The sequence below is a fragment of the Vannielia litorea genome (assembly GCF_900142295.1).
GTDB lineage: Bacteria > Pseudomonadota > Alphaproteobacteria > Rhodobacterales > Rhodobacteraceae > Vannielia > Vannielia litorea.
Genome location: NZ_FSRL01000001.1, coordinates 618,603 through 637,301, shown reverse-complemented (window position 1 = coordinate 637,301; position 18,699 = coordinate 618,603). Strand labels below are relative to the sequence as shown.

The window sequence follows — 18,699 nt, the reverse complement described above, 5'->3', positions numbered from 1 at the left end:
TCTGCTCACCCACCATCAAACCTCCTTCATCGCAAAGGCCAACCCCGCGCCCCCGGCCGCCACCACCGCGAAGACCGCCAGCACCACCCCCGGCCCCGTCACCGAGGCCAGCACGCCAAACGCCCCGCCGCCCAGCAGCGCCACGCCCACCGTGGTGTTGGCCACCGCCGTGTAGCTGGCCCGCCGCTCCTCCGGCGCCAGGTTCACCAGGTAGGTCGAGCGTCCGATCCGCACGCCGCGGTAGCTGACCATCAGGCCGAACAGCACCAGCGGCGCCGCCCAGGCCGTGCCCATCGCGCCCTGCAGGATCACTGCCGCCGCCAGGAAGCCTGCCGCCACCGCACCCGAGATCGCCAGCACCAGCCGCGACGAGCGGTCCGAAAGCCGCCCCCAGATCCAGCCCGAGACCAGTCCCGCCAGCGCCGAGGCCGCCAGCATCGCGCCCAGAGCGCCCCAGCGGTCGTCCCCCGCCTGCCCGGCCAGCATCACCAGGTAGGGCGGAGCCAGCGCGGTCGGCAGGAGCAGCACCCGCGCCAGTACGAAGCGGCGCAGGTCGGCGTCCTCGCGCAGCAGCGCCAATTGCCCCAACCCGGTCGCCTCGCCCTCCGCATTGCCGGGCCGGTCCTCCTCGGCAATTGTCGCAAAAATCCAAGCCGCTCCCAGCCAGGCCGCCCCCGCCAGCGCAATCGCGCCCGCCACGAGTTGAAATCTCTCCAGCCCGCCGAGCATCAGCACCCCGGCGAACAGCAGCACCCCCGCCGAGGCCACCGAGGCCGCAAAGCCCGTCACCGTGCCCCGGCGCGGCTTGTCCACGGTCTTGCCCAGCACATCCTTGTAGCTCACCGAACAGACCGACCGCGCCACCGCCAGCACCGCCAGCGCGCCCACGATCACCACGCCGGCTGCCCAGCCTTCCAGCAGCAGCGCCGCGCCCAGGATCACCAGCGCCGCAGCCCCCTGCCCTGCCGCGCCGAAGGCCCAGGCCCACTTGCGCCGCCCCATCGCCCGGATCCGCGCAGCGGTAAACAACTGCGGCACCAGCGCACCGGCCTCCCGCACCGGCACCAGCAGGCCAGTCAGCGCGGCTGGTGCCCCCAGCGCCCCCATCAGCCAGGCCAGCACCAGCTTGGGGTCGATCAACCCGTCCGCCAGCTTGCTCAACGAAAGCGCCGCCCCATGCCGCAAGAAGTTTCCCGCCTCCGCGCCCCGCGCGGCCTCGGTGATGTCTTGCGCTTCCGCGCGGCTCTCGTCGGTCAGCGCATCGAACGCCCGGTCTGCAACAGTCATGCAACATATACGCCCCAACCCCGAACCGGTTCGTTTTCCTGCCCGAGATACTCGATCCCGCCCCCGCCACCGCCCCCCCCGGTTGACATGGGCGCGTCCACCGGCCAAAGAGCGCCAACGACATACCCGCAACCGGGCGTTCCGTGGGCGCCAAACCGACGAGGAGAGCCGATATGGCCCAGATCTCCCTTACTTTCCCCGATGGCAATGCGCGGCAATTCGAGGCCGGGGTCACCCCTGCCGAAGTGGCCGAATCCATCTCCAAGTCCCTCGCCAAATCCGCCATCTCCGCGATGGTCGACGGCAAGCATCACGATCTCGCCTGGCCCATCGAGGCCGATGCGCAGATCGCCATCAACACCATGAAGGACGATGCCCCCGCGCTGGAGCTCATCCGCCACGACCTCGCCCATGTCATGGCCCGCGCCGTGCAGGAGCTCTGGCCCGACACCCGCGTCACCATCGGCCCGGTCATCGAGAACGGCTGGTATTACGACTTCGACCGCGCCGAGCCCTTCACGCCCGAGGATCTCGGCGCAATCGAGGCGAAGATGAAGCAGATCATCAACGCCCGCGACCCCGTCCGCACCGAGGTCTGGTCGCGCGCCGATGCCATCGCGCACTACGAAAAGACCGGCGAAAACTACAAGGTCGAGCTGGTGAACATGATCCCCGACGACGGTCAGCCGATCCGGATGTACTGGCACGGGCCCTGGCAGGATCTCTGCCGCGGCCCGCACCTCCAGCACACCGGCCAGCTCCCGGCGGATGCCTTCAAGCTGATGAAGGTCGCAGGCGCCTACTGGCGCGGCGATTCCAGCCGCCCGATGCTTCAGCGTATCTACGGCGTGGCCTTCAAGAACCGTGATGACCTGAAGGCCCATCTCACCTTTCTGGAGGAAGCCGAAAAGCGCGACCACCGCCGCTTGGGGCGCGAGATGGACCTCTTCCACATGCAGGAAGAGGCCCCCGGCCAGGTCTTCTGGCACCCCAACGGCTGGACGATCTACACCACGCTGCAAGACTACATGCGCCGCAAGCAGCGCGCCGGCGGCTACCGCGAGATCAACACGCCCCAAGTGGTCGACCGCAAGCTCTGGGAGGCCTCGGGCCACTGGGAGAAGTACCAGCACCACATGTTCCTCGTCGAAGTCGACGAAAGCCGTGACGGCGAGAACGACGATGCCGCGGTCAAGGACAAGAGCCAGACCCGGATCAACGCGCTGAAGCCGATGAACTGCCCCTGCCACGTTCAGGTGTTCAACCAGGGCCTCAAGTCCTACCGCGACCTGCCGCTGCGGCTGGCCGAGTTCGGCTCCTGCGCCCGCTTCGAGCCCTCCGGCGCGCTGCACGGCATCATGCGCGTGCGCGGCTTCACCCAGGACGATGCGCATATCTTCTGCACCGAAGAGCAGATCCAGTCCGAATGCGCCCGCTTCATCGACTTCCTCGCCAACATCTACGAGGAGCTCGGCTTTCCGGAGTTCGAGATCAAGTTCGCCACCCGCCCCGAAAAGCGCGTCGGCACCGAGGAAAGCTGGGACTACGTCGAGAACGCGCTCGAGAACGCCATCAAGGCGGTGGGCCGCGACTACACGCTCGAGCCCGGCGACGGCGCCTTCTACGGCCCCAAGCTCGACTTCTACCTGACCGACGCCATCGGCCGGGTCTGGCAGTGCGGCACCTTCCAGGTCGACCCCAACCTGCCCGAGCGGCTGGGCGCCTCCTACATCGGGGCCGACGGCGACAAGCACCGCCCCTTCATGCTGCACCGCGCCACGCTGGGCAGCTTCGAGCGCTTCGTCGGCATCCTGATCGAGAACTGGGAGGGCAAGCTGCCGTTCTGGCTGGCCCCCCGCCAGGTCGTGGTCGCCTCCATCACCTCCGAGGCCGACGCCTACGTGACCGAGGTCACCGAGGCGCTGAAGGCCTGCGGCATCCGCGCCGAGGCCGACATCCGCAATGAAAAGATCAACTACAAGGTCCGCGAGCACTCCGTCGGCAAGGTGCCGGTGATCCTCGCCTGCGGCGGCCGCGAGGTCGAGGAGCGCAGCGTGTCGGTCCGCCGCCTGGGCGAAAAGCAGACCGCCGTCCAGTCGTTCGACGAGATCGTCGAGGCTCTGGCCGCCGAGGCCACCCCGCCCGACCTGCGCTGAGCCTTGTAACAATCGCCACTCGAGCGTGAGCGCCGCCCGGAGCCGATCCGGGCGGCGCTTCGCTTTTGTAACCATTCCCCGCCGATTCACTCGGTCCGGGGCCCGAATGTTACAAGAACCACCGCGCCGCTCACGAGAAAAACCTTTTCTTTCCCGCGGCTTGCCGTTTCTTCCCCCCTTCGCCGCAGCGCAACATTTGTCGCATGACATAACGGCCGCGTGTGTTCACGGGCCTGTCAATGGCGCGTGACCCCTGCGGACGATTAGCGTTCCCCCATCCCCGGATGGATGACCCGGGGTCACGAGAAACCGTGAAAATCAAACCAACCCAAGGGGATACTCATGTCCAACACCGTCAAGACCCTCGCCGTCGCCGCCTCCCTGGCCGCTGCCATGGCCGCCGCCGGCACCGCCTCCGCCCAGGAGCAGGAAAAGTGCTTCGGCGTGTCCATGGCCGGCGAGAACGACTGCGCCGCCGGTCCCGGCACCACCTGCAAGGGCACCTCGACCGTCGACTACCAGGGCAACGCCTGGACCCTCGTGGCCGCTGGCACCTGCGCCGACATCGAGCTGCCCGCGATGGCCGACGGCACCGCGCGCATGGGCTCGCTCGAAGCCCTCGAGCGCGACCTGCCCGCCTCGTAAGACAGCCCGCGCCCGGCTCCCCTCGGGCCGGGCGCACCCTCCCTTTCCAGCACGGAGGAGAGCGCAATGTCCGGCGCCGCACCCGATTTCCGCCTCCCCGCCGGGGTGGGCGTGGGCTACAAGGCCCAGCATTTCAACGATCTCGTCACCGCGCCCGGCTGCGTGTCCTGGCTCGAGATCCACGCCGAGAACTACATGGGCGACGGCGGCCGTCCGCTGGCCCAGCTCCGCCATCTCTCCGAGCGCTTCCCCATGTCCGTCCACGGCGTCGGCCTCTCCATCGGCGGCGAGGCCCCGCTGGACCCCGAGCACCTCGCCCGGCTCAAGCACCTCTGCGCCTGGCTGAAACCGGCCAGCTTCTCCGAGCACCTGGCCTGGTCCACCCACGAAGGCGCCTTCCTGAACGACCTGCTGCCGCTGCCCTACACCGAGGCCACGCTGGCCCGCGTCTGCACTCACATCGACCAGCTCCAGGCCACCATCGGGCGCGCCATGATGCTCGAGAACCCCTCGACCTACCTCGCCTTCGAGGACTCCGACATGGAGGAAACCGACTTTCTCGCCGAGATCGCCCGCAGGACGGGCTGCGGATTGCTGCTGGATGTCAACAATGTCTACGTCGCCTGCACCAACCAGCAGCGCGACCCGCTTGACTATATCGAACATTTCCCGCTCTCCGCCGTCCACGAGATCCACCTCGGCGGCCATGACGAGCAGAGCGACGAGCACGGCGACCGCCTGCTGATCGACAGCCACGATGCCGAGGTGGTGGACCCGGTCTGGCAGCTCTACCGCGAGACCATCCGCCTTTCCGGCCCCCGGCCCACCCTGATCGAATGGGATGCCGACATCCCCGATTACCCCACGCTGGAGGCGGAGGCCCGGCGCGCCGCCGCCATCCTCGAACCGGTGCCCGCATGAGCCAGTCCGCCTTCCACTCCGCCCTCCTCGCCCCCGACGCGCCGGTGCCCCCCGGCCTCGTCGATCCCAAGGGCCGCCCCGCCGGCAAGCGCTTCGATGTCTACCGCAACAACGTCGTCGTCTCGCTGTCCGAGGCGCTGGCCGAGGCCTTCCCGGTCATCAAGGGGATCGTGGGCGAGGCCTTCTTCTCCGCCCTCGCCGGCCAGTATGTCCGCCAGCATCCACCCCGTGACCCGCGCATCGCCACATGGGGCGGCAGCTTCGCGGGGTTTCTCGCCAGCTTCCCGCCCGTCGCCCACCTGCCCTATCTCCCCGATGTGGCCCGGCTCGAGCAGGCCCGCCGCGAGAGCTATCACGCCGCCGACAGCACGCCCGCCAACCCCGCCACGATCACGCCGCAGAGCCGCTTCGCCCTCGCGCCCTCCGTTCGCCTCGTGCAGTCGCCCTATCCGATCCACGCGATCTGGCGCTTCACCCGGGGCGAAGGGCCCAAGCCCGAACCGCAGGCGCAAAGCGTGCTCGTCACCCGCCCCGGCTACGACCCGCAGCTCACCCTGCTCGCCCCCGAGGCCCCTGCCTTCCTCGCCGGTCTTGCCGCCGGTGAGACCCTCGAAGAGGCCACGCCCGATGGCTTCGACATCACCGAAACGCTCACCGCCCTCCTCTCCGGCGGTGCGCTCACGGAGCCTCAGCCATGACCCGCCTCCTCAGCCTCTACGACGCCGCCGCCGCCCGGCTCGAAGCCGCCGCGCCCTGGCTCATCCCGACCCTCGCCCGGCTGGTCTTCGCCGGCGTGCTGCTGGTCTACTACCTCAACTCCGGCCTCTCGAAGTTCGGCGAGGGGCTGCTCGGCCTCTTCCGCCCCGACGCCGGCGCCTATGTCACGATCTTTCCCAAGGCGATGGAGGCCGTGAACTACGACGTTTCGCAGCTCTCGGTCTTTCACTGGGCCGTCACCCTCGCCGGCACCTGGGCCGAGGTGATCCTGCCCGTCGCCATCGTGATCGGCCTCTTCACCCGCCTCGCCTCGCTGGCGATGATCGGCTTCGTCGCCGTTCAGAGCATCGTCGATGTCTACGGCCACGGCGTGACCGGCGATGACATCGGCGCATGGTTCGACGCGCCGTCAGGCGCCCTCCTGCTCGACCAGCGCGCCTTCTGGGTCTTTACGCTCGGCGTGCTGGTGCTGCGCGGCGCCGGGCCGCTCTCGGTCGACCGGGCGCTGATCTCCTGGCGCGGCCCTTCGGTTGCCCCGGCCTGAGCGCCTATCCCTGCACCTCCGCCTGAACCTCGGCCCCCCAGCCCAGCCACAGCCGTCCGTCCTTCTCCACCACCGGGCGCTTCATCAGCGTCGGATGGGCGGCCAGCAGGTCCAGCGACTCACCCGCCCGCTCCGCCTCGCTCAATCCCCGCCAGGTCGTCGACTTGCGATTGATCAGCGCCTCCCCGAAGGCAGCCCAGAATTTCTCCAGTTGACCACGGGTAAGCGGATTTTCGCGCACGTCCACAAGCTCCGCCCCGCTTGTTTTCACGGCTTTTCGGCAGGTATCGCACGTCTTTAACCCGTAAATTTTCATCGCATATGCCCCTTTTTCCGCCAATTCCGCGAGAATCCCCGCAAGGCTCAGGCTTTGTCTTGCGTTTTTTACAACGCACCACAATCCTCGGGGCACGGAGACTTCACGACCGATACTGCCTCTGACGCGGACCGGATGACTGAAGACCGGACTGCAAACGGCCCGCAGTTCAGGGCCGGGTGATGAAAGAGGGAGAAACGGAATGCCCACCGGCACCGTGAAATGGTTCAATACGACAAAGGGTTACGGCTTCATCGCGCCGGATGATGGCGGCAAGGACATTTTCGTCCACATCTCGGCCGTCGAGCGCGCCGGCCTCACCGGCCTCGCCGACAACCAGAAGATCAGCTACGAGATGATCCCCGGCCGCGATGGCCGCGAAAGCGCGGGCGACCTCAAGCTGCTCTGAGGCCAAGGGCCTTTGCCGCAACTGAAAAGGCCGTCGGGTTGCCCCGTCGGCCTCGTGCTCTCCGTACCGTTCCGCCTCACTCGTCGGGCGCAACGCCTTTGCCGCCATGCCATATGTAGCCGTCCGACGAGGCCGCGCGCCTGCGCACCACCGTCTTGCGCGCCGGCGTCGCCTTCATCGCGGCGTAGCTCACTGTCTGGTTCGGCGTGCCGCAGCAGATCACCCCGTCGATGGTTACCGGCCGCAGCCCGGCGGGGCAGAAGTTCTCGCCCGGGTAGGCATAGATCCGCGGCGCATCCGGCGCGCCCTGGGCCAGCGCGGCGCCGGCTCCGAGGATCAGGCCCGCGATGGCGAGCGATACAGTCTGGCGCATGAAAACCTCCTTGACCCAGCCCTCATCGGGCCGGAAAGACCCAATATCGTCACAGTGTTACCGCCTTTCCGCCTCAATTCAATTTCCAGATTGGAAACAGTGCGTTGACGAGGCGCCCATTGCGCCTCAGGCCACGCTCTCCGGTGCCACCGACACGGCCTTCAGCACCGCGTAAACCTCGCGCCCCGGCGCCAGCTCCAGCGCCTCCACCGAGCGCCGGGTGATCCGCGCAAGCAGCGCCTGGCCGCCCGCATCGAGCCGGACGATCGCGCCGGGGCCGCTGCCCATGCGCAGCTCGCGCACCGCCGCCGGCCAGACATTGAGCGCCGAAATCCCCTCCGGTGGCCGGATCGCCAGCATAACGTCCGCCGCCTGCACATGCACCCGCAATGCCGCGCCCTCCGCATGGCGGACGGCCGGCAAGTGCAGCCGCAGCCCGCCCGCGTCCAACTCGCTGAGCCCGTCCGCGTGATGCGCCACCACCCGCGCCTCCAGCACGCTCCCCGCCGCCCTTGGCCCGAGCGGCATCACCTGCGGATCGCCCAGCACCTCCGCCGCCGGGCCCTGCCGCAGCACCCCTCCGCCGTCGAGCGCCACCACCGTGGTCGCCAGCCGCGCCACCTCGGCGGGCGCATGCGACACATAGAGCACCGGCACACCCATCTCGTCACGAAGCCGCTCGAAATAGGGCAGGATCTCCGCCTTGCGTGCCTCGTCGAGCGCCGCAAGCGGTTCGTCGGCCAGCAGCATCCGCGGCCCGGCCATCAGCGCCCGGCCGATCGCCACGCGCTGCCGCTCGCCCCCCGAAAGGGCACCGGGGCGACGGCCCATCAGCGGCCCGATCCCCAGCATCTCCACCACCCGCGCCTGCTCCGGCCCTGTCTTCGAGAACCACCGCCCAAAGGCCAGGTTCTGCGCCACCGTCAGATGCGGAAACAGCCGCGCATCCTGAAAGATGCAGCCCATGCGGCGCTTGTGGGGCGGCAGGTTCACCCCGGCGGCGCTGTCGTAAAGCACCGACCCATCCACCGCGATCCGCCCCGCCTCGGGCCGCGCCAGCCCGGCCACGGCGTTGACGATGCTCGTCTTTCCGGCCCCCGACCGCCCAAAGAGCACGGTGATGCCTGCCGGTGCCTCGAAGGCCACGTCCAGCGCAAAGGCCCCCTGCCGCATCGTGATCGCCACCTCCAGCGTCATCGCCCCGCCACCCGCGCGGCCACCCTGCGCGCCAGCCATTCACTCAGCAGCAAGGCCCCCATCGACACCACCAGCGACACTACGACCAGCCGCCAGGCCGCAGCCTCTGCCCCCGGCACCTGCAGGAAGTTGTGCACCGCCAGCGGCAGGGTCTGGGTCTCGCCCGGAATGTTGGAAACGAAGGTGATCGTCGCCCCGAACTCGCCCATCGCCTTGGCGAAGGCCAGCACCGCGCCCGCGATCACGCCGGGCAGGATCAGCGGCAGCGTCACGGTGATGAAAACCCAGGCGCGCGAGGCCCCCAGCGTCGCCGCCGCCTGCTCCAGCTTCGGGTCCACCGCCTCGACCGAGAGCCGGATCGCCCGCACCAGAAGCGGAAATCCCATGATCCCCGCCGCCAGCGCCGCCCCGGTCCAGCGAAAGGCAAAGACCACGCCCACCTCCGCCAGCGCGCCCCCCAGCCAGCCCCGCGTTCCGAAGGTCAGCAGCAGCAGGTAGCCCGTCACCACCGGCGGCAGCACGAGCGGCAGATGCACCAGCCCGTTCACGATCTCGCGCCCCGGAAACCGCCAGCGCGCCAGCGCCACGGCCACGCAAACACCCGGCGGCAGGGCAAAGAGCGTGGCCCAGAAGGCCACCTTCAGCGAGAGCGCCACCGCTGCCCATTCCTGGGGCCCGAGCCAGCTCACTCCGCGATCACCCCGAACCCGTGGCGGGTGAAGATCTCCGCCGCCTCGGCCGATTGCAGAAAGCCCATCAGCGGTGCACCCGCCTCGGTCAGCGCCGCCACCGGGTAGAGGATCGGCGGATGGCTCATGGGCGGAAACTCCGCCACCACCCGCACGCCGGGCTCGGCCCGCGCGTCGGTCGCATAGACAATTCCCAGCGGCGCCTCGCCCAGTGCCACCAGCGCCAGCGCCGCGCGCACGTTGTCGGCCTGCACCACGCGCGGCGCGACGGCCTCCCAGAGCCCCAGGCTCTCCAGCGCCGCCTTGCCGTAAATCCCTGCCGGCACCGCGTCCACCAACGCCATCGCCACCCGGTCCTGTCCCTTCAACTGGTCCAGACCCGCGCGCGGATCATCGGCCCCGGCCACCAGCACCAGCGCATTGCTCAGCAGATCCACCCGCTTGAGCGCCACGCCATCGGCCTCGAGCCAGTCCACCCACTCCGGGTTGGCCGAGAGAAACAGGTCCGCCGGTGCCCCTGCCGCGATCTGTCGGGCCAGCGCCGAGGACCCCGCGTAGGAGATCTGCACCTCGCCGTTCCATGCCGCTGCCACCTCGTCGAGCGCGCCTTTCAGCGAGGCCGCGGCAAACACCGTCACGGCCTCTGCCCGCGCCGCCACCGCGCCAAGCATCATCAGTGCTGCGAGAACCACCCGTTTCATGGCGCCGAGCCTAGCGCCCCGCCGTAGGGTGGGCAATCTGCCCACCGCCCCCACCATGGTCCTAACGCCGCAGCCACTCCCGCAGCACGCAGCGCGGGGCGTCCTCGCGCAGCACATGCTCCCCCGCCAGCCGCCACTCGGCCTCGTCGAAGGCCGGCATGAAGGCATCCGCCCCCGCCACCTCGAGGCCCACCTCGGTGATCAGCAGCCGGTCGGCCAAGGGCATGAAGGCCTTGAATATCCCTTCACCGCCAATGCCATAGACCCGCCTGTGCCCGGCCTCATGGGCAAAATCCAGCGCGGTCTGCGGCTTGTGAAAGCTGTGCACACCGAGGTCGGTGCGCGAGGTGACCACCAGGTTCAGCCGGTCGGGCAAGGGCCGGAAGGGCAGGCTCTCCCAGGTCTTCCGACCCATGATCACCGCGCCCCCCAGCGTCTCGCGCTTGAAGAACTTCAGGTCTTCCGGCGCCCGCCAGGGGATGTCGCCCTCCTTGCCGATCGCGCCGTTCCGGTCCCGCGCCACCACCAGGCTGAGCATTACACGGCCACCGGTGCCTTGATCGCGGGCGCAGGGTCATAGCCCTCGATCACGAAATCCTCGTAGCGAAAATCGAAGAGGCTCTTCACATCCCGCGCCAGCCGCAACGTCGGCAGCTCCCGCGGCGCCCGGCTCAACTGCTCGCGCACCTGCTCCATGTGGTTGGAGTAGATATGCGCGTCGCCAATCGAATGGACAAACTCGCCCGGCTCGTAGCCCGTCACATGGGCCAGCATCACCGCCAGCAGCGCGTAGCTCGCAATGTTGAACGGCACGCCCAGAAACATGTCGGCGCTGCGCTGGTAGAGCTGCAGATGCAACTTTCCGCCCAGCACCCGCACCTGCCAGAGCGTGTGGCAGGGCGGCAGCGCCATCTCGTCCACCTCGCCGGGGTTCCAGGCGCTCACGATCAGCCGCCGCGAGTCGGGCGTCGCCTTTGTCCGTTCCACCAGCGTGGCGATCTGGTCCACCGAGCGCCGCTCGTAGAGCCTCTGCCCGTTGGCCACCGCATCGGTCGGCACCAGCCGCGGAAAATCCCGCCACTGGCGGCCATAGACCGGGCCGAGGTCGCCGTTCTCGTCGGCCCACTCGTCCCAGATGCTCACACCGTTCTCCTTCAGATACCGGATATTGGTATCGCCCGAGAGAAACCACAGCAGCTCATGAATGATCGACCGCAGATGCAGCTTCTTGGTGGTCACGAGCGGAAAGCTCTTCGACAGGTCATAGCGCGTCTGCAGCCCGAAGGCGCTGACCGTGCCGGTTCCGGTGCGGTCGGTCGAAACCTCGCCGCGCTCCAGCACCTCCCTCAGGGCGTCCAGATACTGCCTCACCGATTCCCCCATCTCATGCTGCCCGAAAGTCCTACCACATATCGGCGCGAGCCGAAAAGCACCCCCCGGATGTTGTGAGGCGCCCGCTCGACCTCGCCCCGTGACCAACCTCCCTGCCCGCCCCGGCCCCTGCCCATAAGCCGTTGACTTGCCGGCCCTCCACGGTGAGCCTCTCGCGAGATCGAAACGCAACAGACAGACCCCACCACCCCATGCACGCCCACTCCCACCAACAGGAAACTCCTCTCCGATGACCCCGCAGCGCCTTCCCCCCCGTCCTGTCGACGGCGGCACGCGCCGGCTCGAGCGCGGCATGGGCGACTGGGCGCGCCGCCGCCTGCCCGCCTGGCTGGCCGAGCTGGTCATGTTCACCCTCAAGCAGGGCTGGGCCGCGCTCTTCGGCGGGCTGCTGCTGCTGGCCATCCTCGCCACCAAGGCCGTCTGGCAACCCGGCTGGATGCTCGCCCGATACGACTTTCTCGTGATCTTCGCGCTCTCCACCCAGGTGCTCTTCCTCTGGGCCCGGCTCGAAACCTGGGAGGAGGCCAGGGTCATCGCGCTCTTCCACCTCACCGGCACGGCGATGGAGTTCTTCAAGGTTCAGGCCGGAAGCTGGTCCTACCCCGAGGCGGGCCTGCTCAAGATCATGGGCGTGCCGCTGTTCTCGGGCTTCATGTATGCCTCCATCGGCAGCTACATCGCCCGCGTCACCCGGATCTTCGAGATGCGCTTCGCCCCCTACCCCCCGTTCTGGACGACCGTCCTGCTGGCCGTGGCGATCTATGTCAACTTCTTCGCCCACCACTTCCTGCCCGACATCCGGCTCGCCCTCTTCGCCGCCACGCTCCTGCTCTTCGCCCGCACGCGGGTGTGGTTCTACGTGGGCGAAAGGCCGCTCTGGATGCCGCTTCCGCTCACCGCCTTCCTCGTGGCCCTCATGGTCTGGGTGGCGGAAAACGTCGGCACGGTCACCGGCACATGGGCCTACCCCGGCCAGCACTGGACGGAGCGGGTGAGCTTTTCCAAGATGGGGTCATGGTATCTGCTGCTCTTCGTCGCCTTCGTCACCGTCACCCTGGTGATGCGCGACTTCCTCTACCGCACCCCCCAGCGCCCGCCGCGCCGCGCCCTGCCGCACGCGGAAGACGAGGAGGCGCCGGCATGATGCGGCTCGCGGCCCTTCTCCTCGCGTTCGCCACGCCCGCCCAGGCGGCCCCGGGCGACGATCTCGCCGCCGCAGCCCAGGCCCAGGTCGGCGTCACCACCCTCTACGATCCCGCCTATGTCGGCCTCGCCTTTCCCGGCGGCGACCTGCCCCGCGAGCGCGGCGTCTGCACAGATGTGGTGATCCGCGCCCTGCGCGATGCCTGGGGCCTCGACCTGCAGGCCATCACCAATGCCGACATGAAGGCGCGCTTCTCCGCCTATCCGCCGCTCTGGGGCCTGGCGACACCCGACCGCAACATCGACCACCGCCGCGTGCCCAACCTCGAAACCCTCTTCACCCGCGCCGGCGCGGCCCTCCCGCTCACCTCGGACCCGGCCGCCTTCGCGCCCGGCGACATCGTCAGCTTCCGCCTAACCGGCACGAACCTGCCCCACATCGGCATCATCGCCTCGGGCAGCGCGCCCGACGGCACGCCGCTGGTGACCCACAACATCGGTGCGGGCGCCCGCACAGAGAACATGCTCTTCGACCACCCGATGCAGGGCCACTTCCGCCTCACCGAAGCCGCCCGCGCCTGGCTCGCCGCGCGATGAGCCGCCACAACTTGCTCATTTTCTTGCAAAAGATACTCCGGGGCGCGCGAGGGGCAGGCGCCTCGCTGGCCACCTGCGTCCTGCTCGCCGCCCCCGCCGGAGCCCAGGACAGCTGCCGCCAGGCCCTCGCTCTGGGCCTCGATGTCTCCGGCTCCGTGGACCTCGACGAATACCGCCTCCAGCTCGACGGCCTCGCCGCGGCGCTGACCGACCCCGAGGTCGCCTCCGCCCTGCTCACCGGCACCCACCGCCCGGTGGTGCTCGCGGTCTACGAATGGTCCGACGAGAGCTTCCAGCGGCTGCTGATCGACTGGATCGCGATCACCTCGCCGGAGGTGCTCGCGGGCGTGGCGGGACGGCTGCGCGAAACACCCCGCCAGCCCGCGCCACAGACCACCGCGATCGGGGCCGCCATGCTCTACGGCGCCCAGCTCATCGCCCGCGCGCCGGCCTGCCCCAAGCGCACCATCGACCTCTCCGGCGATGGCAAGAGCAACAGCGGCCCGCGCCCGCAGGATGTGCGCGCCACGCCCGCGCTCGCCGGGATCGTGGTGAACGGGCTCACCATCGGCAGCGCGCCCGCCGATCACGCCGACCCCTCGCTCGCCGAACTCTCGGCCTATTACAAGGCGCAGGTGATCCATGGAGCCGGCGCTTTCGTGATGACGGCCGAAACCTTCGATGGTTTTGCCGAGGCCATGGCCCGCAAGTTGCTGAAGGAGCTCGAAGGGGCGCCGATGACCGGGATACCCGGCCCCGACACCCGCCTCGCCGCCAAGCCCTGATCCATCCCCGGACAAGTCGTGGCGGCTCAACGCGGCGGCTCCGGGAGGCCTCGCTTCGCTCGGGGCAAGCCCTTCGGCGGGCCGCCGCGCGGCAGGCTCTCGGCGGCCTCGTTTCACTCGGGCCAAGCCCTTCGGCGGGCCGCCGTGCGGCAGGCTCCCGGCGGCCTCGCTTCGCTCGGGCCAAGCCCTTCGGCGGCCACTGCGCGGCAGGCTCTCGGCGGCCTCGCTTCGCTCGGGCCAAGCCCTGCAGCGGCCACTGCGCGGCAGGCTCTCGCTGGCCTCGCTTCGCTCGGGCCACGCCCTTCGGCGGCCACTGCGCGGCAGGCTCTCGCGGGCCTCGCTTCGCTCGGCAAGGTGCGGCTATCGGGAGCCCTTCAGCCTCTCATCGCCGAAGCGAAGAGACCCCATCTGCTGCCCTCTCTCCCGCAAACGCCGAAGGCCGCCCTCTCTTCGAGGGTCGGCCCTCTGCCCGGCGGGTTCGGCCCTGCCTAGTAGATGTAGCGGATCTGGTCGCCCCAGTAGCGTTCCATCCGGCGGAGCGCGGCCGTGATCACCTCGAGGCCGTTCATGTCGATCGCGCCGCTGGTTTCCAGCCCCTCGGCGTGGCGCTCGAAGAGCTCTGCCACGAGACTGCGGATGTGGCGGCCCCGTTCGGTGAGGCGCACGCGCACCGAGCGCCGGTCGATCTCGCAGCGCTGGTGGTGCATGTAGCCCAGTTCCACCAGCTTCTTGAGGTTGTAGCTCACGTTCGACCCCTGGTAGTAGCCCCGCGTCTTGAGCTCGCCCGCGGTCACCTCGTTGTCGCCCACGTTGAACAGCAGAAGCGCCTGCACCGCGTTGATCTCCAGCACGCCGACGCGCTCGAACTCGTCCTTGATGACGTCGAGCAGGAGGCGGTGGAGCCGCTCCACCAGCGCCAGCGTCTCGAGATAGCCGCCCATGAAGCCCTGCCTCAGGCTGGGGGCGACGGGGGAATGGATGCTCATGGCATTCTCCGCCAGTTCTTGTCTGGCATCCCCCTTAGCGTGCGAAACCCTTAGAACTCGTTAAGTCCCGACAATTTTTCCGCAGATCGTCAACGGTTGTGCACCGATCTTCGCGCAAATTGTCCGCAAGCGCCTGCACACGAGCTGCTTGCCGCCCTGCAAGCCCGTCTCCGGCGTGCCCGTTTACAAGCGCGCCTCCGGCGTGCCCGTTTACAAGCGCGCCTCCGGCGTGCCCGTTTACAAGCGCGCCTCCGGCGCGACCCGCCGCAGCATCGGCAAATGCCCCTCCGGCGCGGGCTCCAGCCCGGTCACCCAACGCAGCAGGTCCTGGTCGGCCTCCTCCATCAGCGCCTCGAAGGCATCGAGTTCGGCCGCCGACAGATCCGCCATCTCGCGGTCGGCAAAGCCGCCCAGCAGCAGGTCCATCTCCTTGATGCCCCGCCGCCAGGCCCGAATCTTCAGCCGCTTGAGCCGAACCTCCCGCGGCTCGCTCATTGCGTCGCCTCCAGCGCCACCGCGAGCCGCTGCTCCAGCCGCTCCAGCCGCTGCGCCTGCAGCACCATCTCGCCGCGCACCGCGCGGATCTCGGCCAGCAGACCGGCCAGTTCCGCCGGCGCCGTGGCTGGCACCACGCCCTCCGGCAGCGGGGCCTCTATCCCCGGCCCCTCGCCCGAGAGCAGCCAGCGCATCGACACGCCCAGCATCCCCGCCAGCATCTGCAATTTGTTCGCCCGTGGCTCGGCCGAGTCGTTCTCCCATTGCCGCACCGTCTTGGCCTTCACGCCCAGCCGCTCGGCCAGTTGCTTCTGGCTCCAGCCCATCGCCTCGCGCGCGCCCGCCACCCGGTCGCCGAAGGTTGCCGTCTCGGCGTCAAACCAGCCGCCTGTCTCGCTTTCCATCTCGAATCCTCTCCGTCCCAAGCCCTTTGGCGCTTGAACGCCACGCGGCCCGGGCCTACTACTCGGCCCCGTCCGCACACAGCCCCGGAGCCCATCAATGGCCTTCCTCTCCGACACGCTCTCCCGCGTGAAGCCCTCGCCCACCATCGCCGTCTCCAACCTCGCCGCCGAGCTCAAGGCCGCCGGCAAGGATGTCATCGGCCTCGGCGCGGGGGAGCCCGATTTCGACACGCCCGACAACATCAAGCAGGCGGGCATCAAGGCTATAACAGAGGGCCGCACCAAATATACAGCCGTTGACGGCATTCCCGAGCTGAAAGCGGCAATCTGCGCCAAGCTGAAGCGCGACAACGGGCTCGACTATACCCCCGCGCAGGTCTCCGTCGGAACCGGGGGCAAGCAGATCCTCTACAACGCGCTGATGGCCACGCTCAACCCCGGCGACGAGGTTGTGATCCCCGCGCCCTACTGGGTCAGCTACCCCGACATGACCCTGCTCGCGGGCGGCACCCCGGTGATCGCGCCCGCCGGGGCCGATACCGCCTTCAAGCTGACCCCCGAAGCGCTGGAGGCGGCGATCACGCCCAAGACCAAGTGGCTCATCTTCAACTCGCCCTCCAACCCCACCGGCGCGGGCTACACCTGGGACGAGCTTAAGGCGCTGACCGACGTGCTGCTGAAGCACCCCCACGTCTGGGTGATGACCGACGACATGTACGAGCACCTCGTCTACGACGGCTTCGAGTTCTGCACTCCGGCCCAGGTCGAGCCCCGGCTCTACGATCGCACCCTCACGGTCAACGGCGTCAGCAAGGCCTACGCGATGACCGGCTGGCGCATCGGCTATGCCGCCGGGCCGAAGGAGCTGATCGCGGCCATGCGCAAGATCCAGTCGCAAAGCACCTCCAACCCCTGCTCGGTCTCGCAATACGCCGCCGTCGAGGCGCTGAACGGCCCGCAGGATTTCATCGCTGCCAACAACGAGACCTTCAAGCGCCGGCGCGATCTCGTGGTGACCATGCTCAACGCGGCCGAGGGCATCACCTGCGCCACCCCCGAGGGCGCCTTCTACGTCTACCCCGATGTCGCCGGCTGCATCGGCAAGACCACCGAGGGCGGCAAGCTGATCTCGAATGACGAGGACTTCTGCACCGCCCTGCTCGAAGAAAAGGGCGTTGCCGCCGTCTTCGGCGCCGCCTTCGGCCTCTCGCCCAACTTCCGCGTCAGCTACGCCACGTCGGATGAGAACCTGAAAGAAGCCTGCACCCGCATCCAGGCCTTCTGCGCCGGTCTGAAATAAGCGCCGCCGCATCCCGACCCCTAAAGGCCCGGCGCTGCGCCGGGCCTTTTTCCTGCCCGCCGCTCCGCCCCCCTCCCCGCGCCCGGCTTTTCCCGGCATCTGGCGCCCCGCCCCGCCCCCTGCTATCCCTTCTGGCACAACAAGGGACACGAGGCCGATGGCAGGCGATTTGCCGGACTATTACTTCCGCGTGCGCGAGAACGGGGCCGTCGCCTTCCGGGTCGACACCGAGAACCGCCAGCGCCGCATCGAGATGGACCAGATCGCGGTCATCAACATCAGGAACGGCGAGGTCAAGCCGCACGGCGATCACCAGCTCTCCGAAGAAGACGTCGCCGCCATCACCGCGTGGATGACCGAGCGCACCGCCCTGCTCGCCCGTCGTGACATCGACGACATCCACCGCGCGGTCGACTACCTCAACATCACCACCCAATGGGTCCAGTCCAAGGCCGAGGACGACCAGCTCGAAGAGGTCACCGACGCCCTGCTGCTGGCCATGCACGACCTGCGCTCCGTGCTCGTCCGCAAGAAGGCCGATCGGCTGATGCGCGCGAAGGGCGAGGGCTGAGCGGCCGCCGCCTGTTGCCTGCCCCCGGCTTTCCTGCCAATCTGCGGCCATGCATCGTTTATCACTTTGAAAGGGACCCCCATGATCCGCAAGACGCTGCCTCTCCTGCTCGCGCTCGCCCTCGCCGGCTGCGTGACGCCGCCCGCCGCCGAGGCGCCCAAGGCGCCGGTGGTCGACGCGAACGGCGTCGAAGTGCTGCCCACCGACGAGGTCATCACCGAAGACGAACTGCTCTCCTGAGCAGGCGTCCGGAGCCCGGGCGAAGCCCCTGAGGGCTTCGCCACATCCCCGTCAGCCCCGGCCCGTGTCGAAGGCCGGGTGCCAGCGGATCTCACCGCGCGGCGCGGTGACGCCAAAGCCGAGGCCCATGACATGGTGCGTCGGCAGCCCCGGCGAGGTCAGCCCCTCGCGCGGGGCAAAGCCGAAGCGGCCGTAGTAGCCCGGATCCCCCACCAGCACCGCCCCGTCAAACCCCGCTGCCGCGAGCCGCGCCAGGGCGGCCCGCATCAGACCCGAGCCGATGCCCTCACGCTGCCGGTCGGGCCGCACGGCGACCGGGCCGATCCCGACCCAACCGCTGCGCCCGCCCAGCCGCACCTCCGAGGCCGCGACCTGCCCCAGAAGGCCGCCCGGTTCTGCGGCCACCAGCGAGAGCACCAGCGCGCCGCTGTCCCGCAGCCCGGCCAAGAGCGCCGCTTCGGTGCCGTCGGAATAGGCCTTGCCCGCGAAGGCCGCCGTCACCAGCGCCCCGATCGCTCCGGCCTCTTGCGGCCGCTCGTCCCTGATCTCCATCCGGCGCTCCTCAGGCTGCATTGTCCGGCTGCGCCCGCACCGCGCGGCGCCCCCTGCGCGAGATCCGATAGGGCGCACCGCCCCGGCTCTCGATGAAGCCCCGCTTGCGCAGCCGCTGGAAGAGCGCGAGGCCGCAGCCCTCCAGCACCAGCCCGTCATGGGTGAAGCAGGTCACGTCCAGCACCTTGCCGCCCGCACCCCGCTCATGGCGGATCACGCCACCGCGGGCCAGCACATGCAGCGCCCGCTGTTCGTCTTTCGAAATGTTCATGGATGTCT

Annotated in this window: 25 protein-coding genes; 12 read left to right on the top strand and 13 right to left on the bottom strand. The window is 69.0% G+C overall.

The window, feature by feature from the left end; translation table 11 throughout:
* Positions 1-15: 15 nt before the first annotated feature.
* Complete coding sequence (locus BUR94_RS03235; protein ID WP_074254821.1) at positions 16-1,287, bottom strand: MFS transporter; 1,272 nt, start codon at positions 1,285-1,287, stop codon at positions 16-18.
* A gap of 173 nt (positions 1,288-1,460) precedes the next feature.
* On the opposite strand from BUR94_RS03235, the gene thrS reads away from it, so the two are divergent.
* The 5 genes from thrS (at position 1,461) to BUR94_RS03210 (ending at position 6,270) form a co-directional block, all read left to right on the top strand.
* Positions 1,461-3,443 (top strand): threonine--tRNA ligase, encoded by a 1,983-nt coding sequence (gene thrS, locus BUR94_RS03230; RefSeq protein ID WP_074254820.1) that lies wholly within the window; start codon positions 1,461-1,463, stop codon positions 3,441-3,443.
* Between the two features lie 342 nt (positions 3,444-3,785).
* Entirely contained in the window at positions 3,786-4,088 is a 303-nt protein-coding gene (locus BUR94_RS03225) for a BufA1 family periplasmic bufferin-type metallophore (protein ID WP_074254819.1), read from the top strand.
* Between the two features lie 66 nt (positions 4,089-4,154).
* Positions 4,155-5,009: an MNIO family bufferin maturase gene (bufB, locus tag BUR94_RS03220; RefSeq protein WP_074254818.1), complete on the top strand. Its 855-nt coding sequence runs from the start codon at positions 4,155-4,157 to the stop codon at positions 5,007-5,009.
* Positions 5,006-5,707, top strand: a complete 702-nt coding sequence (locus BUR94_RS03215; RefSeq protein WP_074254817.1) for an HvfC/BufC N-terminal domain-containing protein — start codon at positions 5,006-5,008, stop codon at positions 5,705-5,707. The genes bufB and BUR94_RS03215 overlap by 4 nt, the downstream gene beginning before the upstream one ends.
* A complete protein-coding gene (locus BUR94_RS03210; RefSeq protein WP_074254816.1) occupies positions 5,704-6,270 on the top strand; it encodes a DoxX family protein in 567 nt (188 codons plus the stop codon). Before BUR94_RS03215 ends, BUR94_RS03210 begins: the two co-directional genes overlap by 4 nt.
* Positions 6,271-6,274: 4 nt before the next feature.
* Here the strand turns inward: BUR94_RS03210 and BUR94_RS03205 are convergent, their stop codons facing one another.
* Positions 6,275-6,586, bottom strand: coding sequence for an arsenate reductase family protein (locus tag BUR94_RS03205; protein WP_074254815.1), 312 nt, complete (start codon positions 6,584-6,586; stop codon positions 6,275-6,277).
* 202 nt (positions 6,587-6,788) lie between these two features.
* On the opposite strand from BUR94_RS03205, the gene BUR94_RS03200 reads away from it, so the two are divergent.
* Complete coding sequence (locus BUR94_RS03200; protein ID WP_074254814.1) at positions 6,789-6,995, top strand: cold-shock protein; 207 nt, start codon at positions 6,789-6,791, stop codon at positions 6,993-6,995.
* 76 nt (positions 6,996-7,071) lie between these two features.
* Here BUR94_RS03200 and BUR94_RS03195 read toward each other — a convergent pair whose 3' ends face one another.
* The 6 genes from BUR94_RS03195 to BUR94_RS03170 all read right to left on the bottom strand — a co-directional run bounded on the left by BUR94_RS03195 (position 7,072) and on the right by BUR94_RS03170 (position 11,338).
* Positions 7,072-7,368, bottom strand: coding sequence for a hypothetical protein (locus BUR94_RS03195; RefSeq protein ID WP_074254813.1), 297 nt, complete (start codon positions 7,366-7,368; stop codon positions 7,072-7,074).
* 126 nt (positions 7,369-7,494) lie between these two features.
* Entirely contained in the window at positions 7,495-8,565 is a 1,071-nt protein-coding gene (gene modC, locus BUR94_RS03190; protein ID WP_074257553.1) for a molybdenum ABC transporter ATP-binding protein, read from the bottom strand.
* Entirely contained in the window at positions 8,562-9,254 is a 693-nt protein-coding gene (gene modB, locus BUR94_RS03185) for a molybdate ABC transporter permease subunit (protein WP_074254812.1), read from the bottom strand. The genes modC and modB overlap by 4 nt, the downstream gene beginning before the upstream one ends.
* Positions 9,251-9,955, bottom strand: a complete 705-nt coding sequence (gene modA, locus BUR94_RS03180) for a molybdate ABC transporter substrate-binding protein (protein WP_074254811.1) — start codon at positions 9,953-9,955, stop codon at positions 9,251-9,253. The genes modB and modA overlap by 4 nt, the downstream gene beginning before the upstream one ends.
* A 61-nt stretch (positions 9,956-10,016) precedes the next feature.
* Positions 10,017-10,493, bottom strand: coding sequence for a dihydrofolate reductase (locus tag BUR94_RS03175; RefSeq protein ID WP_074254810.1), 477 nt, complete (start codon positions 10,491-10,493; stop codon positions 10,017-10,019).
* Entirely contained in the window at positions 10,493-11,338 is an 846-nt protein-coding gene (locus BUR94_RS03170) for a thymidylate synthase (protein WP_175570417.1), read from the bottom strand. Before BUR94_RS03170 ends, BUR94_RS03175 begins: the two co-directional genes overlap by 1 nt.
* A 238-nt stretch (positions 11,339-11,576) precedes the next feature.
* On the opposite strand from BUR94_RS03170, the gene BUR94_RS03165 reads away from it, so the two are divergent.
* From BUR94_RS03165 to BUR94_RS03155, 3 genes are read left to right on the top strand one after another with little or no spacing between them, the layout of a single operon-like run.
* Positions 11,577-12,491 (top strand): DUF817 domain-containing protein, encoded by a 915-nt coding sequence (locus tag BUR94_RS03165; protein ID WP_084192891.1) that lies wholly within the window; start codon positions 11,577-11,579, stop codon positions 12,489-12,491.
* The gene (locus BUR94_RS03160) at positions 12,488-13,087 is read left to right on the top strand and encodes a DUF1287 domain-containing protein (RefSeq protein WP_074254809.1); all 600 of its coding nucleotides are present in this window, start codon (positions 12,488-12,490) and stop codon (positions 13,085-13,087) included. Before BUR94_RS03165 ends, BUR94_RS03160 begins: the two co-directional genes overlap by 4 nt.
* A 23-nt stretch (positions 13,088-13,110) precedes the next feature.
* Positions 13,111-13,872: a DUF1194 domain-containing protein gene (locus BUR94_RS03155; protein ID WP_245794353.1), complete on the top strand. Its 762-nt coding sequence runs from the start codon at positions 13,111-13,113 to the stop codon at positions 13,870-13,872.
* Between the two features lie 488 nt (positions 13,873-14,360).
* On the opposite strand, the gene BUR94_RS03150 is transcribed toward BUR94_RS03155, so the two are convergent.
* The 3 genes from BUR94_RS03150 to BUR94_RS03140 all read right to left on the bottom strand — a co-directional run bounded on the left by BUR94_RS03150 (position 14,361) and on the right by BUR94_RS03140 (position 15,757).
* A complete protein-coding gene (locus tag BUR94_RS03150) occupies positions 14,361-14,858 on the bottom strand; it encodes a MarR family winged helix-turn-helix transcriptional regulator (RefSeq protein ID WP_074254808.1) in 498 nt (165 codons plus the stop codon).
* Positions 14,859-15,095: 237 nt separating this feature from the next.
* Positions 15,096-15,353 carry a succinate dehydrogenase assembly factor 2 gene (locus tag BUR94_RS03145; protein WP_074254807.1) on the bottom strand — a complete coding sequence of 86 codons (258 nt, stop codon included), beginning with the start codon at positions 15,351-15,353 and terminating at the stop codon, positions 15,096-15,098.
* Entirely contained in the window at positions 15,350-15,757 is a 408-nt protein-coding gene (locus tag BUR94_RS03140; protein ID WP_074254806.1) for a helix-turn-helix domain-containing protein, read from the bottom strand. Before BUR94_RS03140 ends, BUR94_RS03145 begins: the two co-directional genes overlap by 4 nt.
* Positions 15,758-15,854: 97 nt before the next feature.
* Between BUR94_RS03140 and BUR94_RS03135 the strand changes: the two genes are divergently transcribed.
* The 3 genes from BUR94_RS03135 (at position 15,855) to BUR94_RS20605 (ending at position 17,868) form a co-directional block, all read left to right on the top strand.
* Positions 15,855-17,057 (top strand): pyridoxal phosphate-dependent aminotransferase, encoded by a 1,203-nt coding sequence (locus BUR94_RS03135; protein ID WP_074254805.1) that lies wholly within the window; start codon positions 15,855-15,857, stop codon positions 17,055-17,057.
* Positions 17,058-17,214: 157 nt separating this feature from the next.
* Positions 17,215-17,628, top strand: coding sequence for a hypothetical protein (locus BUR94_RS03130; RefSeq protein ID WP_074254804.1), 414 nt, complete (start codon positions 17,215-17,217; stop codon positions 17,626-17,628).
* 81 nt (positions 17,629-17,709) lie between these two features.
* Positions 17,710-17,868 (top strand): hypothetical protein, encoded by a 159-nt coding sequence (locus BUR94_RS20605; protein ID WP_175570416.1) that lies wholly within the window; start codon positions 17,710-17,712, stop codon positions 17,866-17,868.
* A gap of 51 nt (positions 17,869-17,919) precedes the next feature.
* Here the strand turns inward: BUR94_RS20605 and BUR94_RS03125 are convergent, their stop codons facing one another.
* Both BUR94_RS03125 and BUR94_RS03120 read right to left on the bottom strand, forming a co-directional pair.
* Positions 17,920-18,420 carry a GNAT family N-acetyltransferase gene (locus BUR94_RS03125; RefSeq protein ID WP_074254803.1) on the bottom strand — a complete coding sequence of 167 codons (501 nt, stop codon included), beginning with the start codon at positions 18,418-18,420 and terminating at the stop codon, positions 17,920-17,922.
* 10 nt (positions 18,421-18,430) lie between these two features.
* Positions 18,431-18,691: a YjhX family toxin gene (locus BUR94_RS03120; protein WP_074254802.1), complete on the bottom strand. Its 261-nt coding sequence runs from the start codon at positions 18,689-18,691 to the stop codon at positions 18,431-18,433.
* Between the last annotated feature and the right edge of the window lie 8 nt (positions 18,692-18,699).

Excerpts from the sequence above, each read along its gene's own strand:
- modA (WP_074254811.1), bottom strand. The coding sequence starts at position 9,955 with ATGAAACGGGTGGTTCTCGCAGCACTGATGATGCTTGGCGCGGTGGCG.
- BUR94_RS03160 (WP_074254809.1), top strand. The coding sequence starts at position 12,488 with ATGATGCGGCTCGCGGCCCTTCTCCTCGCGTTCGCCACGCCCGCCCAG.
- BUR94_RS03195 (WP_074254813.1), bottom strand. The coding sequence starts at position 7,368 with ATGCGCCAGACTGTATCGCTCGCCATCGCGGGCCTGATCCTCGGAGCC.
- bufB (WP_074254818.1), top strand. The coding sequence starts at position 4,155 with ATGTCCGGCGCCGCACCCGATTTCCGCCTCCCCGCCGGGGTGGGCGTG.
- BUR94_RS03165 (WP_084192891.1), top strand. The coding sequence starts at position 11,577 with ATGACCCCGCAGCGCCTTCCCCCCCGTCCTGTCGACGGCGGCACGCGC.
- BUR94_RS03175 (WP_074254810.1), bottom strand. The coding sequence starts at position 10,493 with ATGCTCAGCCTGGTGGTGGCGCGGGACCGGAACGGCGCGATCGGCAAG.
- BUR94_RS03125 (WP_074254803.1), bottom strand. The coding sequence starts at position 18,420 with ATGGAGATCAGGGACGAGCGGCCGCAAGAGGCCGGAGCGATCGGGGCG.
- modC (WP_074257553.1), bottom strand. The coding sequence starts at position 8,565 with ATGACGCTGGAGGTGGCGATCACGATGCGGCAGGGGGCCTTTGCGCTG.
- BUR94_RS03120 (WP_074254802.1), bottom strand. The coding sequence starts at position 18,691 with ATGAACATTTCGAAAGACGAACAGCGGGCGCTGCATGTGCTGGCCCGC.
- BUR94_RS03225 (WP_074254819.1), top strand. The coding sequence starts at position 3,786 with ATGTCCAACACCGTCAAGACCCTCGCCGTCGCCGCCTCCCTGGCCGCT.
- BUR94_RS03200 (WP_074254814.1), top strand. The coding sequence starts at position 6,789 with ATGCCCACCGGCACCGTGAAATGGTTCAATACGACAAAGGGTTACGGC.
- BUR94_RS03145 (WP_074254807.1), bottom strand. The coding sequence starts at position 15,353 with ATGAGCGAGCCGCGGGAGGTTCGGCTCAAGCGGCTGAAGATTCGGGCC.
- BUR94_RS03215 (WP_074254817.1), top strand. The coding sequence starts at position 5,006 with ATGAGCCAGTCCGCCTTCCACTCCGCCCTCCTCGCCCCCGACGCGCCG.
- BUR94_RS20605 (WP_175570416.1), top strand. The coding sequence starts at position 17,710 with ATGATCCGCAAGACGCTGCCTCTCCTGCTCGCGCTCGCCCTCGCCGGC.
- thrS (WP_074254820.1), top strand. The coding sequence starts at position 1,461 with ATGGCCCAGATCTCCCTTACTTTCCCCGATGGCAATGCGCGGCAATTC.
- BUR94_RS03210 (WP_074254816.1), top strand. The coding sequence starts at position 5,704 with ATGACCCGCCTCCTCAGCCTCTACGACGCCGCCGCCGCCCGGCTCGAA.
- BUR94_RS03135 (WP_074254805.1), top strand. The coding sequence starts at position 15,855 with ATGGCCTTCCTCTCCGACACGCTCTCCCGCGTGAAGCCCTCGCCCACC.
- BUR94_RS03235 (WP_074254821.1), bottom strand. The coding sequence starts at position 1,287 with ATGACTGTTGCAGACCGGGCGTTCGATGCGCTGACCGACGAGAGCCGC.
- BUR94_RS03150 (WP_074254808.1), bottom strand. The coding sequence starts at position 14,858 with ATGAGCATCCATTCCCCCGTCGCCCCCAGCCTGAGGCAGGGCTTCATG.
- BUR94_RS03205 (WP_074254815.1), bottom strand. The coding sequence starts at position 6,586 with ATGAAAATTTACGGGTTAAAGACGTGCGATACCTGCCGAAAAGCCGTG.
- BUR94_RS03140 (WP_074254806.1), bottom strand. The coding sequence starts at position 15,757 with ATGGAAAGCGAGACAGGCGGCTGGTTTGACGCCGAGACGGCAACCTTC.
- BUR94_RS03170 (WP_175570417.1), bottom strand. The coding sequence starts at position 11,338 with ATGGGGGAATCGGTGAGGCAGTATCTGGACGCCCTGAGGGAGGTGCTG.
- BUR94_RS03130 (WP_074254804.1), top strand. The coding sequence starts at position 17,215 with ATGGCAGGCGATTTGCCGGACTATTACTTCCGCGTGCGCGAGAACGGG.